Origin of the sequence: Caldicellulosiruptor morganii (assembly GCF_026810225.1) — a bacterium.
Taxonomy (GTDB): Bacteria; Bacillota; Thermoanaerobacteria; order Caldicellulosiruptorales; family Caldicellulosiruptoraceae; genus Caldicellulosiruptor; species Caldicellulosiruptor morganii.
Genome location: NZ_CP113865.1, coordinates 511,961 through 528,414, shown reverse-complemented (window position 1 = coordinate 528,414; position 16,454 = coordinate 511,961). Strand labels below are relative to the sequence as shown.

General features: G+C 38.2%; 13 protein-coding genes. 8 read left to right on the top strand and 5 right to left on the bottom strand.

Annotation, left to right across the window (positions count from 1 at the left end; translation table 11 throughout):
• Positions 1–46 precede the first annotated feature (46 nt).
• Positions 47–739, bottom strand: a complete 693-nt coding sequence (gene radC, locus OTK00_RS02470) for a RadC family protein (protein ID WP_045170374.1) — start codon at positions 737–739, stop codon at positions 47–49.
• Positions 740–1,026: 287 nt separating this feature from the next.
• Between radC and glgB the strand changes: the two genes are divergently transcribed.
• From glgB to OTK00_RS02435, 7 genes are all read left to right on the top strand, one after another.
• Positions 1,027–2,964, top strand: a complete 1,938-nt coding sequence (gene glgB / locus OTK00_RS02465) for a 1,4-alpha-glucan branching protein GlgB (protein ID WP_045170375.1) — start codon at positions 1,027–1,029, stop codon at positions 2,962–2,964.
• A gap of 32 nt (positions 2,965–2,996) precedes the next feature.
• Entirely contained in the window at positions 2,997–4,172 is a 1,176-nt protein-coding gene (locus OTK00_RS02460) for a glucose-1-phosphate adenylyltransferase (protein WP_045170376.1), read from the top strand.
• A 20-nt stretch (positions 4,173–4,192) separates the two neighbouring features.
• Positions 4,193–5,335: a glucose-1-phosphate adenylyltransferase subunit GlgD gene (gene glgD, locus OTK00_RS02455; RefSeq protein ID WP_045170377.1), complete on the top strand. Its 1,143-nt coding sequence runs from the start codon at positions 4,193–4,195 to the stop codon at positions 5,333–5,335.
• Positions 5,332–6,765, top strand: a complete 1,434-nt coding sequence (gene glgA, locus OTK00_RS02450; protein ID WP_045170378.1) for a glycogen synthase GlgA — start codon at positions 5,332–5,334, stop codon at positions 6,763–6,765. Before glgD ends, glgA begins: the two co-directional genes overlap by 4 nt.
• 29 nt (positions 6,766–6,794) lie before the next feature.
• Positions 6,795–9,257, top strand: a complete 2,463-nt coding sequence (locus OTK00_RS02445; protein WP_045170379.1) for a glycogen/starch/alpha-glucan phosphorylase — start codon at positions 6,795–6,797, stop codon at positions 9,255–9,257.
• Between the two features lie 300 nt (positions 9,258–9,557).
• The gene (locus OTK00_RS02440) at positions 9,558–10,154 is read left to right on the top strand and encodes an amidase domain-containing protein (protein ID WP_045170380.1); all 597 of its coding nucleotides are present in this window, start codon (positions 9,558–9,560) and stop codon (positions 10,152–10,154) included.
• A gap of 21 nt (positions 10,155–10,175) precedes the next feature.
• On the top strand, positions 10,176–10,886 hold the full coding sequence (locus tag OTK00_RS02435) for a hypothetical protein (protein ID WP_045170381.1): 711 nt from the start codon (positions 10,176–10,178) through the stop codon (positions 10,884–10,886).
• A gap of 67 nt (positions 10,887–10,953) precedes the next feature.
• On the opposite strand, the gene OTK00_RS02430 is transcribed toward OTK00_RS02435, so the two are convergent.
• Positions 10,954–11,598 carry an SGNH/GDSL hydrolase family protein gene (locus OTK00_RS02430; protein WP_045170382.1) on the bottom strand — a complete coding sequence of 215 codons (645 nt, stop codon included), beginning with the start codon at positions 11,596–11,598 and terminating at the stop codon, positions 10,954–10,956.
• A gap of 29 nt (positions 11,599–11,627) precedes the next feature.
• On the bottom strand, positions 11,628–12,578 hold the full coding sequence (locus OTK00_RS02425; protein ID WP_045170383.1) for an ROK family protein: 951 nt from the start codon (positions 12,576–12,578) through the stop codon (positions 11,628–11,630).
• Between the two features lie 155 nt (positions 12,579–12,733).
• Here OTK00_RS02425 and OTK00_RS02420 point away from each other — a divergent pair, with 155 nt between their 5' ends.
• Positions 12,734–13,174: a hypothetical protein gene (locus tag OTK00_RS02420; protein ID WP_045170384.1), complete on the top strand. Its 441-nt coding sequence runs from the start codon at positions 12,734–12,736 to the stop codon at positions 13,172–13,174.
• A 137-nt stretch (positions 13,175–13,311) separates the two neighbouring features.
• Here the strand turns inward: OTK00_RS02420 and OTK00_RS02415 are convergent, their stop codons facing one another.
• Both OTK00_RS02415 and OTK00_RS02410 read right to left on the bottom strand, forming a co-directional pair.
• On the bottom strand, positions 13,312–15,399 hold the full coding sequence (locus OTK00_RS02415) for a ribonucleoside triphosphate reductase (RefSeq protein WP_045170385.1): 2,088 nt from the start codon (positions 15,397–15,399) through the stop codon (positions 13,312–13,314).
• Between the two features lie 222 nt (positions 15,400–15,621).
• Positions 15,622–16,299: a 4Fe-4S binding protein gene (locus OTK00_RS02410; RefSeq protein ID WP_045170386.1), complete on the bottom strand. Its 678-nt coding sequence runs from the start codon at positions 16,297–16,299 to the stop codon at positions 15,622–15,624.
• Between the last annotated feature and the right edge of the window lie 155 nt (positions 16,300–16,454).

Genomic DNA, 16,454 nt, shown 5'->3' with positions numbered 1-16,454 from the left:
TATTGAGGGTTTGCTTTTTTAATGATTAAATGTCCAAGCCCTCATTTTAAACCTGTGGCTGTGGAAGCATTCCATTTTGAGCAAAGCTGTAGTATTTATCTTTTGCCACAATAAAATGGTCGTTTACAGCAACATCTATGGTTGAAAGAGCATTTACAATCTTTTGAGTTGTTCTGATATCATCCATGGAAGGCTTTACAGAACCGCCCGGGTGATTGTGAGCTAAAATCACACTGCTTGCACTGTAGCGTATAACACACTCTACAACCTTTCTTGGGTACACAACAGCTTCTTTTACTGTTCCTTCAAAAAGCGGCACAGAATGAATAACATTTAGCTGGGTATCCAAGCATATCACATAGAATACCTCGTTTTTTCTTCCCACAAACAGACTTTTTATGTACTCCGCTGCCACTTCTACATTTTTAAGCTGAAAGGTCTTTTTTGCCTTATCGGCAAGGTATCTTCTTGCTATCTGGGATATAAGAGAGATTAAAATGGCAGAGTTTTCTCCAACTCCCTCTACCTTTTGAAGTTCTTCTGGATGAGCTTCAAATACATTCGAAATACTTCCAAAGGTAGAAATTAACCTGTGTGCTATCTCATTTGTGTCTTTTCTAGGAATGCTGAAAAACAATAAAAGCTCCAAAACCTGATGATCTTCAAATCCATCAAGACCCTGCTCAACAAATCTCCTTTTTATCCTTTCTCTATGCCCTTTGTGAAGACATTCGTCCATACAAGTTTCCCTCTCAATTATAATTAGTTTTAAGTTTCACTTAAAAATAATTATATCATGTTTATCCTTTTTACAATAACGGGTAAATAATTATACAGGAAAGAAATTTCTTATTGCTTTAATTTTACATTAATGTTATAATCAAATTGTGTTTTGTACTTTTTTTATAATCAATAACAATATATTTTTTGCAGTTTTACTATTTGAATTTGTGTTTAAATTTTTTTTGGTTTTGTGCAAATTTAATTCTCACATATCAAATCTCAACTCCCGGAGGTATTGTATAAATGATTAAAAGAGTTAATTCTACAATATACTTATCTGATATCAAAAAATTTGAAGCAGGCGAGCATTTTGAAAGTTACAAATTCTTGGGAAGCAGGGTTGTAAATTACAGAGGAAAGCTTGGAACCATTTTTTGTGTCTGGGCACCGAATGCTAAAAGTGTATCTGTTGTGGGTGATTTCAATAACTGGCGTGGCGAAAATCACAAAATGATGAGGGTATATGGCAGCGGGTTCTGGTGGCTGTTTGTTGAAGGGCTTATGGAAGGTGAGCTTTACAAATATGAAATAATAGGTGCTGATGGAAAGAGAGTTTTAAAAGCAGACCCCTATGCAATATACTCCGAACTTCGACCCAACACAGCATCGATTGTCAAAAACATTCCGGACTACGAATGGCACGACAAAGAGTGGATGGAAAAAAGGAAAACCACACCTCCTTATGACAAACCTATCAACATATATGAGGTGCATCTTGCATCATGGAAGATGAAAAAGGATGGCACTATAGAACAGGCAGGAGAATTTTATAACTACCGCGAACTTGCCCATATGCTTGTTGATTATCTCAAAGAAATGAACTATACACACATTGAGCTTTTGCCGGTTCTGGAACATCCTCTTGACATGTCATGGGGATACCAGCCAACTGGATACTTTTCTGTGACATCGCGATATGGAACACCCGAGGATGTTATGTACTTTGTGGATTTTATGCATCAAAATGGAATTGGTGTGATTGTGGACTGGGTGCCTGCCCACTTTTGCAAGGACGAACACGGGCTTTACAGGTTTGACGGGACATTTCTGTACGAATATGAAGATGAGCTTTTGAGAGAAAACTATACATGGGGCACAGCCACATTTGACTACTCAAAACCTCAGGTACAAAGTTTTTTAATCTCAAGTGCAATGTTCTGGTTTGATGTGTATCACATTGACGGAATAAGGGTTGATGCAGTCTCGCACATAATTTACATGAACAACAATCAAAAAAACAGGTATGGTGGACATGAGAATTTGGAAGGAATAGAGTTTATCAAAAAACTGAACAAAGCAATATTTTCAAAATATCCAAATGTTCTGATGATTGCTGAAGAATCTACTGCCTTTCCGCTTGTTACATATCCAACCCATGATGGTGGTCTGGGATTCAACTATAAGTGGAATATGGGGTGGATGAATGACACTCTAAAATACATGAAATTCCATCCGGATGAAAGAAAACATCATCACAACCTTCTGACATTTTCTATTATGTATGCATTTTCAGAGAATTTCATCCTGCCATTTTCGCACGATGAGGTTGTGCACGGAAAAAAATCACTTCTTGACAAAATGCCGGGGGACTACAATCAGAAGTTTGCAAATTTAAGGCTTCTTTACGGGTATATGTACACACACCCGGGCAAAAAACTTCTTTTCATGGGTGGTGAGTTCGGTCAGTTCATAGAATGGAGATTTTACGCATCTTTGGACTGGCTTTTGCTGGACTATCCCATGCACAGAATGCTTCAACACTATGTTAAAAGCTTAAACAGATTCTATTTGGAAAACAAAGCCCTTTGGGAGCTTGACCATAAAATGGAGGGTTTTAGATGGATAGATGTTCATAACTGGCAGCAGAGTGTCATTTCATATGTGAGATTCTCAAAAGACCCCGATGATTTTCTTGTTGTAATTTGTAACTTTGGACTTGCTTCATATGAAAGTTATAAAATTGGTGTGCCCAGAAAAGGTTTGTATTTAGAAGTTTTTAACAGTGATAAAGCTGAATTTGGGGGTAATAATATATTAAACCCGGAAAAATTGAAAACTCAGGATGAGACATGGCACGGCTATGAGCAGTGCATTGAATTTAGACTCCCTGCTCTTTCGTGCCTTATATTCAAACCGATTGAGATTTTTCAAGAAACAAACCAAAAAAATTCTGATTTTTAAACTGTCAATTAGTAAAGAGGTGATTTTCCAGTATGAACGGCTTAAAGCGTGAAATAATAGCAATGGTCCTGGCAGGTGGTCAGGGAAGCAGATTAAAAGAACTTACAAAGACCAATGCAAAGCCGGCTGTGGAGTTTGGAGGAAAGTACAGAATAATAGATTTTACACTCAGCAACTGTACAAACTCATCCATTGACGTTGTTGGTGTTCTGACACAGTATCAGCCATTTACTCTGCACTGTCACATCGGAATCGGGACGGCATGGGACCTTGACAGAAGCAAAGGTGGTGTTTACATCCTGCCTCCTCATACAAACGACAGTGGAGGAAACTGGTACAAAGGAACTGCAGATGCAATCTACCAGAACATGAATTTTGTTGAGCTTTTTTCACCGGAGTATCTTCTGGTGCTCTCAGGCGACCACATCTATACCATGAACTATCAGGATATGTTCAAATTTCACAAAGAGAAAAAGGCTGATGTGACAATTGCATGTATCGAGGTGCCCATACAAGAAGCCTCAAGGTTTGGTATCATGAACACAAATGAAGATAATAGAATTTATGAATTTGAAGAAAAGCCAAAACATCCAAAAAATAACCTTGCATCTATGGGAATTTATATTTTCAACTGGGAAAAACTTAAAAAATATCTAAAAGAAGATGCAAAAGATGAAAGCTCTGCACATGACTTTGGCAAAAATATTATCCCAAAGATGTTAAAAGCTGGCGAAAGGATGTTTGCGTATCCTTTCAGAGGCTACTGGAAGGATGTCGGAACAGTTGAGTCATACTGGGAGGCAAACATGGACCTTTTGAATGAAAGCTGCCCCGTAGATGCTCCCGGCTGCTACCTGGACCTTTACAATGATGAGTACAAGATATACACTTCATCAATCGCGTATCCTCCCCAGTACATAGCACCGGGTGCAAATGTGAAAAAATCAATGATAGTTGAGGGTTGCAGCATCTGGGGTGAGGTGTATAACTCGGTTCTGTCCTACAATGTATATGTTGGTAAAAACGCAAAAGTTATCAACTCGGTAATTCTCAGCAACAGCTTTATTGAAGATGACGCAGTTGTTGAAAATGCAATCATATGCTCCGGAGCAAAGGTTTTAAAAGGTTGCATTGTGAGAGGAAAACCGGGGAAAATTGCTGTTGTTCCTGAAAATAAAAAGCAAAGTTCAAATATGATCCTGGAATAAAATCATTGGGGGAGATTAATATGCTTACAAATTACCTTGGCATTGTCAGCCTTACAGAAAATGATAGCAAGTTAAAAAGTTTAACTGCAACAAGACCACTGGCTTCAATTCCTATTTTCGGAAGATACAGAGTGATTGACTTTACTCTTTCAAACCTTGTCAACGCAGGTGTTACAAATGTTGGCATTCTTGCACCAGCAAAGTCACGATCACTTATTGACCATGTGGGAACAGGCAAGCCATGGGATCTAAACCGCAAGGTTGATGGACTGTATATATTTAACTACTCCTATGAGCCACCTTCAATAAGTGACATAAAGCTTTTGAAGAGTAATATGGAATTTTTACTTCGCAGCAAAAAAGAAATGGTAATATTCACTCAATCGCACATGATCTGCAATATTGACTTTGAAGAGGTTGCACGCTGCCATGAAGAATCAAATGCCGATATTACAGTTGTTTACAAAAAGGTGAACAATGAAGATGATCTTTTCTTAGATGCGCCAACCCTGATTCTGGATGAAGATTCTAAAGTTATTGGGGTTGGAAAGAATATCGGAAGGCGTGCATTTGTCAATGTTTCTTTGGATATGTTCCTGCTCAGCAAGGAATTCTTGATTGAATGTATACTCGGCTGCCTTGAAAATGGCAACTGCGGCTCTTTCAGAGACTTTGTCTACAAAAATGTCCAGAATATGAATGTAAATGCCTATGAGTTCAAAGGGTATGTGGGCTGTATCAACTCAATATCATCATATTTCAAGGTATCCATGGACATGCTAAATGTAGATATCCAGCAGGAACTATTTTCAAAAGAAAGACCAGTTTACACAAAATCCAACGACTCACCACCAACCCGATATTTTTCTACATGCGAGGTTGAAAATTCTTTCATTTCAAATGGTTGCTTAATTGAAGGAAAGGTGAAAAATAGTATAATCTCACGCGGGGTTGTAATTGAGAAGGATGCGGTTGTTGAAAACAGCATAATATTTTCAAAGTGTGTTATCAAAAATGGGGCTGTTTTGAAAAACGTAATTCTTGACAAAAACGTTGTGATTGATTCAAACGCAACCCTGATAGGACATAATAAAAACCCTCTTGTGATGGAAAAACAGAGTGAAGTATGTCTGAATCTTTTAAAAGAGGTGAAAAGGTTATGAATATACTCTTTGCCGTATCAGAGGCTTTCCCGTTTGCAAAAACAGGTGGACTTGCAGATGTGGCATATGCTCTTCCAAAAGCTTTGAGAAAGCTTGGAATTGACATAAGGGTGATAATGCCAAAGTACGGTGATATCCCGGCTGATTATACAACAAAGATGAAACATCTCTGTCACTTCACAGTCCCGGTGGGATGGCGAAACCAGTACTGCGGTATTGAATATCTTAATTTTGATGGTGTTCATTTTTACTTTGTGGACAATGAGTACTATTTCAAAAGACCCGGGTATTACGGCTATTACGATGACGGAGAAAGATTTTCTTTCTTCTCAAGAGCAATCTGTGAAGCTATCTACCATCTTGACTTTGATGTGGATATAATCCATGTAAATGACTGGCACACAAGTATAATTCCAGTGCTGCTAAAAGCTCATTATGGACATTCCCAAAAGCATCAGAAAATAAAAACTATACTTACCATACACAATCTTAAATACCAGGGTGTATTCCCGAAAGAGGTCATGTATGATCTGCTCTCTTTGCCAGACGAATACTTTGACGAAAATAAACTCAAGTTCTATGATGCAATCTCATTTTTAAAAGGCGGTATCATTTTTGCAGACAGGGTTGTAACAGTGAGCAGAACATATGCCAGTGAGATTAGAACACATTCCCACGGTGAAGGTTTGCACGGTCTTTTATCCGGAATAGGAGACAAATTAACAGGCATTGTCAATGGGATTGACTATGAGGTTTACAATCCAGCAACAGATAAATTTATATTTGTAAACTACGATGCCAATACATTTGAGAGCAGAAAAAAGGAAAACAAATTCAAGCTGCAGCAAATGCTGAACTTACCTGTCTGCGATGATGTTTCTTTAATCGGCATGGTTACAAGACTTACAAAGGAAAAGGGAATAGAGCTGATAGAGAGAATAATAAACAAAATCCTGACGCTACCCATTCAGCTTGTTGTTCTGGGAGCCGGGGACTACCACTATGAACAGATGCTGAAATATTTTGCTTCAGCATACCCTTCAAAGGTTTCAGCAAACATATGCTACAGCGAAGAGCTTGCTCGAAAGATTTATGCAGGCTCTGATATGTATCTTATGCCATCTTTGATAGAACCCTGTGGTATCTCCCAGCTAATTGCTATGCGCTATGGCAGCATCCCCATTGTGCGCGAAACAGGAGGGCTAAAAGACACCGTAAAACCATACAACCAGTTCACAGGTGAAGGCTGGGGTTTTTCATTTGCAAACTATGACCCGGCAGAGCTTTTTGCTATTATAAAGTATGCACTTTCCATTTACTCGGACAAAGCGCAGTGGAGGGCAATTGTTCACCAGGCAATGACGCAAGATAACTCATGGAATACTTCAGCAGCTGAATACAAAAGAGTGTATGAACAGCTTTTAAAATAAATCACAACAAAACAGGAGGAAAAATTTTTATGATTGGTGGAATTGCAGGACTCAGCAAAAATGAACTCAAAGAAAGGATAAAGAATGATTTTCAGCGAAAGATAATCTCACTTTTTGCCATAGATCCAAAAGAGGCAACAACATACCAGCAGTATCTTGCACTGGGTGAGGTTGTTAAAGAGTATTCATTTGAAAGATGGTTGAAAACAAACAAATACTACAAGCAAAATGACGTCAAACAGGTTTATTACTTTTCCATTGAATTCTTGCTTGGAAAGCTACTTGAAAACAATTTGATAAATCTGGGGATTCGCGATGTTTGCAAAGAAGCATTGAACGAACTTGGACTTTCACTTGAAGAGATAGAAGATGCAGAAAGAGAACCGGGGCTTGGCAATGGAGGTCTTGGCAGGCTTGCTGCATGTTTCTTAGACTCAATGGCTTCAATGGGTCTTCCCGGCCATGGAAATGGCATCAGATACCGCTATGGTCTTTTTGAGCAGAAGATTCAAAATGGCTATCAGGTTGAAGTGCCTGACAACTGGCTTTCTGAAGAGTATGTATGGGAGGTAAAAAGAAGCGACAGAGCCTGCATTGTAAAATTTGGTGGAACAGTACGTTTTGACATTGTAGATGGGAAGCTGAAAGCCTTCCACGAAAACTATGAGCCTGTTTGGGCAATACCCTATGATATTCCCATAATTGGATATGGTTGCAATACAGTCAACACTTTAAGGCTCTGGAGTGCTGAGCCGTTTGAAAATGTTTTTGACTTTGCATCTTTTTCAAGAGGTGATTATATAAAGGCTGTTGAGTACAGGTACATGGTACAATCCATAACCCAGGTTTTATACCCTGATGATACAAATGAACAAAATAGAATTCTTCGGTTAAAACAGGAATACTTTTTTGTATCAGCCGGTGTTCAGAGTATTATCAGGTCATTCAAAAAAAGAGGAAAGCCCATACATGAGCTTCCCAACTATGTAATGATACAAATAAACGACACACACCCAGCCCTTGTTATCCCGGAGCTTATGCGAATCCTGATTGATGAAGAAGGCTTGGGGTGGGAAGAGGCATGGGAGATTACAACAAACACCGTTGCGTATACAAACCATACTATAATGGTGGAAGCACTTGAAAAGTGGCCAATTGACATGGTAAGAAACCTTCTTCCAAGGATTTACACTATCATTGAGGAGATTAACAGAAGATTTTGCAGCGAAATGCTTGAAAGGACAAATGGCGACTGGCAGAAAGTTTGCAATGTTGCCATCATCCAGGATGGTCAGATAAACATGGCGCACTTGGCTGTTATTGGCAGCAAGTCGGTAAACGGTGTTTCAAAGCTTCACACAGAAATTCTGAAAAATGAAGTTCTAAAATGCTTCTATACCATATATCCAGAAAAATTCAACAGTAAAACGAACGGAATCACCCACAGAAGATGGCTTGTTGAAGCAAACCCTGATCTGGCAAGGCTTATCACCGAAACATTACAAACAGACAGGTGGATAAAAGAGCTTATGCTTATGCTAAAGTTCAAAGACTTTGCAGATAATAAACTCACACAGGAGCTATGCAGCAACATCAAATTCAACAACAAGGTGAAGCTTGCAAAGTATATAAAAGATAAGTACAACATAATTGTCGACCCACGCTCAATCTTTGATATTCAGGCAAAAAGACTTCATGCCTATAAACGCCAGCTTTTAAATGCGCTGCATATTCTGCATCTTTACAATATGCTAAAAGAAAATCCAAACTTAGATATTTATCCACGAACCTTCATCTTTGCAGCAAAAGCAGCGCCCGGTTATATCCTTGCAAAAAAGATTATAAAGCTCATAAACTCCATTGCAGATAAAGTCAACAAAGACCCGGATGTAAAGGATAAAATAAAAGTGGTATTTCTGGAAAACTACTGTGTGTCTCTGGCAGAAAAAATTATACCCGCAGCAGATGTTTCCGAACAGATCTCAACCGCATCAAAAGAAGCATCCGGCACAGGAAACATGAAGTTTATGATGAACGGAGCAATTACCCTGGGGACCTTAGATGGAGCAAATGTAGAAATAAAAGAGGCTGTTGGTGATGACAATATAGTTATATTTGGACTTTTAGCAGAAGAGGTTCTTGACTACTATAAAAACGGCGGCTACAGCAGCAGCCAGCTTTACCAGAAAGATTTGAGAATACGCAAAATCATTGACCAGCTTATAGGAAACTTTTTCGATGTGCCAAAGGATGAGTTTATGGACATATATCATCATCTGATAACCTACAATGATGAGTACTTTGTCCTAAAAGACTTTGATTCATACCATGAGGCACAGATGAAGATTGACAGGCTGTACAGACAGCAGGATGTCTGGCGCAGGATGATGATAATCAACATAGGCGCTTCAGGGATATTCTCAAGTGATAACACAATTCAGAAGTATGCTGATGAGATTTGGAAGATAAAAAGAGTTGAAATTCCTGATTAACCTTTGTTTTAATTTTTCAGATTTTGCGTGGGTATTCTAAATATTTTTAGAATAATATAAAAATTGTAAAAACAAAATTTACAAAATTAAATAAAAATTTTTGTGGAAAATGGCTATTGCTTTTTTTTTTTTTTTTTTTTTTCAATTTAAAGTAGATTATTTACCATAGAGGTGATATTATTCCACTATCACTTTAATATAGCATAATTAAATATTTCATAATTAAATATCTAAGGTTAACAATTTTAGTTGTAGCTCTTAGTATTTTTACTCAGAATAAAAGGAGTGGAGGGGTGTACAGTGAAAAAAAATATTACTTTATTATTGCTAATCATAATTAGTCTCATTCTAAACAGCTTCTCTCATATAAGTGCTTCAGCAGCCTACAATTCAGAGGGTGCAGTTTCATATGCAAATATGTGGGCAGAAGATAGAAACCCAAACTATCCAAGTTTTTCTTCAGATTGTACAAATTTTGTATCTCAAGCAATGCATGAGGGAGGAAATCTTCCGTTTGACAAACAAAACGGTTGGTACTGCGAAAAAGTTCTCTGGTGGTGGAACTGGGGAACAGCGTGGAGTGTAGCTAATGACTTGTACAAATATTTGTCTAACTCACAAAGAGGAACAATTATCGGTAAATGGAATCCGAACCAACAAACTGATACAAACAGCAGCCTAAAAAGAGGTGATATTTTATTCTACGACTGGAATAATGATGGCACTTATGACCATGCTGCGATTGTAGTGGATTATGGTCGTGATGCATACACACCATACATTATCGGTAATCTTCAAAATCAGCATACCACTGATCGTTACCATGCAATATGGCATTTGAAACCTTATAACACAAAGCGAGCAACCACTATTATAACAGCAATCCGACCAAAATAAAAATTATGGGAGGAATAAAAAATGAGAAAAAAGGGTATAGTTTCTTTAATTCTCATTTTGTTTAGTATTGTATGTATAGGTATTTACGTAAATAGCAACCAGGATGTTGCAAATGAAGAAGAAATAAAAAATACTGTTATTGGGGCTATAAAAATTTATGAAAAAATTGTCTTCCCACCCCAGTATACCAAGTCACCGGATATAGTTATTCCTAAGGAAGTTATAGATAAAAAGGTTCAGGAAGTAACCAGTGAATGTTATAAGTATTTCAGCAGCAAAGATGGTTGGTTAGAAAACAGGATAAATGCTTTTAGAGATGCTGTTTATTATGAAGCATATCCATATGGAGAAATTAGAACAACTGAACATAAATTGAAACAAATAAAATTTTTAGAAATAAATATAACAGGTGATACTGCAAAGGTTGTGGCTGATGCTTACATTGTAAACAAATCCGTGCTACGTTGTTTGGATGAATCAAAAATTTCCTCTGAAGATTCAGAAAAACTGAATAATATCAATGTATATAAATCATCTGACACAGAAGAACAGGTCAAAAAGATGAAAGAAATTGAAGCTTTAATTAAAAAACTACCCAAGAAAATAGAAATTGTTGAGGCAAGCGGTATTACACGTTATCAATACACTTTGATAAAAGAAAATGGCAAGTGGAAAATAACATCAGAAAGTTTATACTATATTGATGATAACAATGCAAAAAATCAAAATTAGAAAAAGAAACTCAAAGGGCAGGCTTGATGTAAAAAATTCAGTAAAGCCTGCCCTTGGTTTTTATTATTTAAAATTCAATGGCCTTCAAAAACTCATTAGCAATTATCATATGCCCTGTGAGATTGGGATGAATCCTGTCAAGCGCAAGCGCATATGAGTGGTAATATTTCAAAAAGTTATCAAAAGCCTCCTGTACATCAACAAAGATTGCACCATGTTTTTGTGCCACTTCCTTCATTGCAAACCTGTACTCATCCATTTTCTTTCTCATTGCATCATCTTTGTTATTGTCTATAATAAAAGGCGACATCAAAACAAGTCCTTTCAAATTTGGCCTGGTAATGCTTATAAGCTCATCTAAGGTAGATTTGTACTCATCCAGATACACATGACACTCGGGTATAAGTGGATTGTCAAACTGGCGCCAAACATCATTTATACCAATCATTATAGAAAGCCAGTCAGGTTTTAAATCTAAAACATCTGTCTGCCAGCGCGCTTTTAGATGTCTTACCGTATCACCACCAACACCCATGTTTACAACTCTTATTTTTCTTTCCGGATACTTTGCAAGAAGCTGTGCTGAAACAAGAGAAACATATCCATTGCCCAGATTGTTCCAGTGCAAGCCCTCGCCAACCGGTCTTGCCCTTCCGCAGTCTGTGATAGAGTCACCGATAAAAAGGAGCTTTGAACCCTTTTCAATGATCATTAAAAACTCACCTTCTTTTTAAAAGTTTTTTAAATCTGCTTTGCAAGAAGCGCAGCACCAATTATACCTGCGTCATTCCCCAGAACAGCCGGAATTATTTTAGGTGGTTCTATTTGTTTGCAATAGAACTTTTCGTAAACATATTCCCTTACCGGCCCAAGCAGATACTCTCCTTCTTTGCTAACCCCTCCGCCAATACAAATCACATCGGGCTCAAATATATTGCAAACATTAACAAGCCCTTCAGCCAAGTATTTGATGTACCTGTCGACAATTGCAGCACCTGTGCTGTCTCCCATTCGCTTTGCATCAAAGGCGGTCTTTGCATCAATCCTGGAAATATCGCCGCCCACAAGCTTCATAATGGTGCCGTTTATATCCCTTGCAGCAGCCTCTCTTGTCATGCGAATAAGAGCTGTTGCCGAAGCATACGCCTCCCAGCAGCCTTTCCTGCCACATGTGCACTGCTCACCATCAACACAAATCACCATGTGCCCGAGCTCTGCGCCTGCATGGTGTGCCCCGGTGTATATTTTCCCGTCGATTATAATTCCACCGCCAATGCCAGTTCCCAGGGTGATTGTAACAGAAATCTTTGTGTCTTTTGCACCGCCTGCTATGTACTCTCCATATGCCGCACAGTTTGCATCGTTTTCTATGTTAACAGGCTTTGGAATGTACTTCTGGATTTCTTCACGCATGGGAACATTCAAAAAAGCAATGTTGTTGCTGTAAAGAATCATCCCCTTTTCATTGTCAGGTGTGCCAGGGCTTCCAATACCAACCGAGTGTATATCATCAAGAGAAAGCCCACATTCCTTTACAAGATTTAGACTCAGCTCTGCCATATCTTTCAATATTTCTGAGTAGTGCCTGTGTGCACCTGTTGGCAAAGACCCCTTTTTTATAATTTTACCTTCCTCATCAACAATCCCGGCTGCAATGTTTGTTCCCCCAAGGTCAATTCCTATGTAATACACCTTTTCTCTCCTCTCTAATCTTTATGATTTTTGATTTTATTATATCAAGAAAAAAAGCTAAGTAACAATAGATGAGTTGAAATAGAATTCAGAAAAATGCTAAAATATGTAATGACTTTGTTATTTAATAAGTGGCTTTGCAAAGGGGAGAGATAATGAAATTAATAGGAAAATTATTTTTAGTCTTTTTCAAATATTTTGCTATAGTTCCTGCCCTCATTGGTTTTATAGGTGGCACCATTCTTTCTATCATAAACAAATCTTTTGCTGGTATTATACTCACGTTAAGCCTTGCAATCGGCTATTTATATTTAATAGAACTATCTGTGTACATAGGAAAATTTGGATTTGAAGAAATATGGGAACAATTTGGTGTCAAAGCAAGACCTGATTTTGCAAGGAGTTGGAAATTAAGTAAAATAGCGTTGTTAATATCCTGTGTAACTGCTTTAATAATTTCTTTTTTGAAAATACATCAAACCAAAAACCTTTTATATTTACTGGGTGCTATTATTAGTGTATTATTATTTTACTTGGTATTAAGATTTGATAAAGCAATTTATAAACGCCTGTCAAACAAAAAACCTTCAAAATAAAAACTAAGCCTTGATCTCTATAAATTATTAATCAATTGTAAAATATAACAGTATAAGAAGGCAAATTAGCCTTCACACCAAAACAAAAACGGGCTGCCAAAATCAACAGCCCGTTTTCTATTTTTTAAAAACCTTTTTTACCTTCTCACAGCAATCTTATACTCCTTCCTGAACTTAAACTCCTCCTGCTTACCTTTGTTCCAGCACTGAACAGGTCTGTAGTAGCCAACAACTCTTGAGTAGACCTCGCACTCCTTGCCACATGTCGGACAGCTAAAATGCTCACCTGCAATATAGCCGTGGTCAGGGCATACTGAAAATGTTGGTGTTATTGTATAGTATGGAATTCTGTAGTTGTATGCAATCTTTTTAACTATCTCCTTGCAAACCTCAATATCATCAATCTTCTCACCAACAAACCCGTGCAAAACAGTTCCACCTGTGTATCGAATCTGAAGCTCCTCCTGGTGGTCAAGCGCTGTAAAGATATCATCTGTATAGTCAACAGGAAGCTGTGTTGAGTTTGTGTAAAATGGCTCGTCTTTCCCCGATGTAATTATGTCCGGGAACATTTCCTTATCTTTTCTTGCAAGCCTGTAGGATGTCCCTTCTGCCGGTGTTGCCTCCAGGTTGTAAAGTATCCCTGTCTCCTCCTGGTATTTTCTTATTCTCTCTCTCATAAAGTCAAGCACTTTTATTGCAAACTCTCTTCCCTCTTTTGTGTCAATCCCGACACCCATAAAGTTCAAAAGGCTTTCGTGCATTCCAACAATCCCAATTGTGTTAAAGTGATTCTTCCAGTACTCACCGTAGCGCTCATATATATCTCTTAAATAAAACCTTGAATACGGGTACAGGCCCTTCCTGGTCAAATCTTCCAGAATTTCTCTTTTTATCTCAAGGCTTGTCTTTGCAATATCCATAAGTCTTGCCAATCTCTCAAAATATTCATCCTCCGACTTTGACAGATACCCTATTCTTGGCAGGTTAATTGTCACAACTCCAATTGAGCCAGTCAGTGGATTTGCACCAAAAAGCCCACCGCCACGTTTTCTGAGCTCTCTATTGTCAAGTCTGAGTCTGCAGCACATCGACCTTGCATCTTCAGGCTGCATATCAGAGTTTACAAAGTTGCTGAAGTAAGGCAAGCCATACTTTGCTGTCATCTCCATGATTTTGTCAACAACCGGACTGTCCCAGTCAAAATCCTTTGTTATGTTGTATGTTGGAATCGGGAATGAGAAAATTCTTCCCTTTGCATCACCTTCCATCATGACCTCTGCAAATGCCATGTTGAACATATCCATCTCGCGCTGAAACTCTTTGTATGTCCTGTCCATAATCTGCCCGCCAATTATAACAGGTTCATCTTTTAAAGTGGACGGTGGAACCAGATCAAGTGTAATATTTGTAAACGGGCTCTGAAACCCCACCCTTGTCGGCACATTGGTGTTGAAAACAAACTCCTGAAGAGCCTGTTTCACATCCGAATACGTGAGCTTGTCATAGTATATAAACGGTGCAAGGTATGTGTCAAAGTTTGAAAATGCCTGTGCACCCGCTGCTTCACCCTGAAGTGTGTAGAAGAAATTGACAATCTGACCAAGTGCACTTCTAAAGTGCTTTGCCGGCTTTGATGCAACTTTTCCCTCAACCCCCGTAAAACCATTCAAAAGAAGGTCTCTCAAATCCCATCCACAGCAATAAACACCTAGTACCCCCAGATCATGAAGGTGAAAATCACCATTTATATGGGCTTCGGCAACCTCCCTGGGATAGATCTTGTTCAGCCAGTACTTGGATATAACAGCTGTTGAGATGTGATTGTTCAAACCCTGCAGAGAATAGCTCATGTTGCTGTTCTCATTTACTCTCCAGTCGGTCTTACCGATATACTGGTCAACTGTATTTTCAATGTCCAGAAACAGGTTTTTAAACTCTCTTATATCCTGGTGCTGCTTTCTATACAGTATATAGGCTTTGGCAGTCTTTGCATGACCATTTTCTATCAAAACCTTTTCTACTATGTCCTGAATATCCTCAACATGTGGAATTGAATAGCCAAACTTTTGCTCCAATATTTCAATCACCTGATCTGTGAGCTTTTCAGCAATTGAAAAGTCCGAACCGCCAACAGCCTTTGCTGCTTTGAAGATTGCATTTTCTATCTTTTTGCGGTCAAAGTCAACAATTGTCCCATCTCTTTTCATTACCTTTGTTATCATTGCCTCCAATCTCCTTTCATACCCGAGTGTTTAAAAAAATTTTAGCTTCTATAAAACTCCCGTACCACTATATATTGTGTTCGCATTATCATCCCGACACAATATATTATAATCCAACCCCGTTTTCAAGTCAATGCAGAACATGGAGAAATATATTTCTATATATAGCAATAACAGTAATACAAAGATAAAAAATAAAAAGCAGCCTGTAAACGTGCTGCTCTATGAATTTGCAATTGCATCCTTGGGACACACATTGACACAGGTTTCACATCTTATACAGTTTACGCTCTCAACCCTTTCTTCTTTAAAAGAACAAACCTCTATTTCCATCGGGCAGTTTCTGCTGCAAAGCCTGCACTCAACACACCTGTTTACATCTATCTTCAAAGGTTTTTTGTTTTTGCCAACAAGCCCGCTTATTGTCCCCATCGGGCATACAATACACCATGTTCTTGGCTTGAACAAAATCCCGCCGGTTATCGCCAAAAGTGTTGTAATCCACAAAAGCAAAACTATGCCTTTGCCAAACCTATTTAACTGCCCTCCACTTCTCAGAACATTCAAACCCATCATGAATATGAAAAAGAAGAGCCAGAATACTTTTGAAAAACCGGACTTTAAAACTTGAGGAACCGACCTTTGAAAGCTGAACTTTGAAATAAACTCATCCAAAAAAGCACCCCTCGGGCAGAATTTATAACACCAGTATCTTCCTTTATAGAAACTCAAAATCACTGCCCCTGTCATGCATACAAATGCAAAAAGTCCAACCACAGGATAAAACAAACCAGCCACAATCACTGCCGGCAGCACCAAAGCAATCACCTTTTTGAAAAAAGGCACTTTTTCTTCTTGCCTGCGAAAACTTTTTTGTAAGTCTTTTTGCAAAACCTCCATGCTGTCAATACCCCCTGTCTTTTTATCTTTTGTAGTTTGCCAATTCCGAAAATATTATATACCATAGGTAGGTATAGTAGGTCAATTGTAAAAGCTCCATAAAATTTTAATAGTCTCTCATTTTTCTATTCTTGAATGATGTACAACAGAAAAAT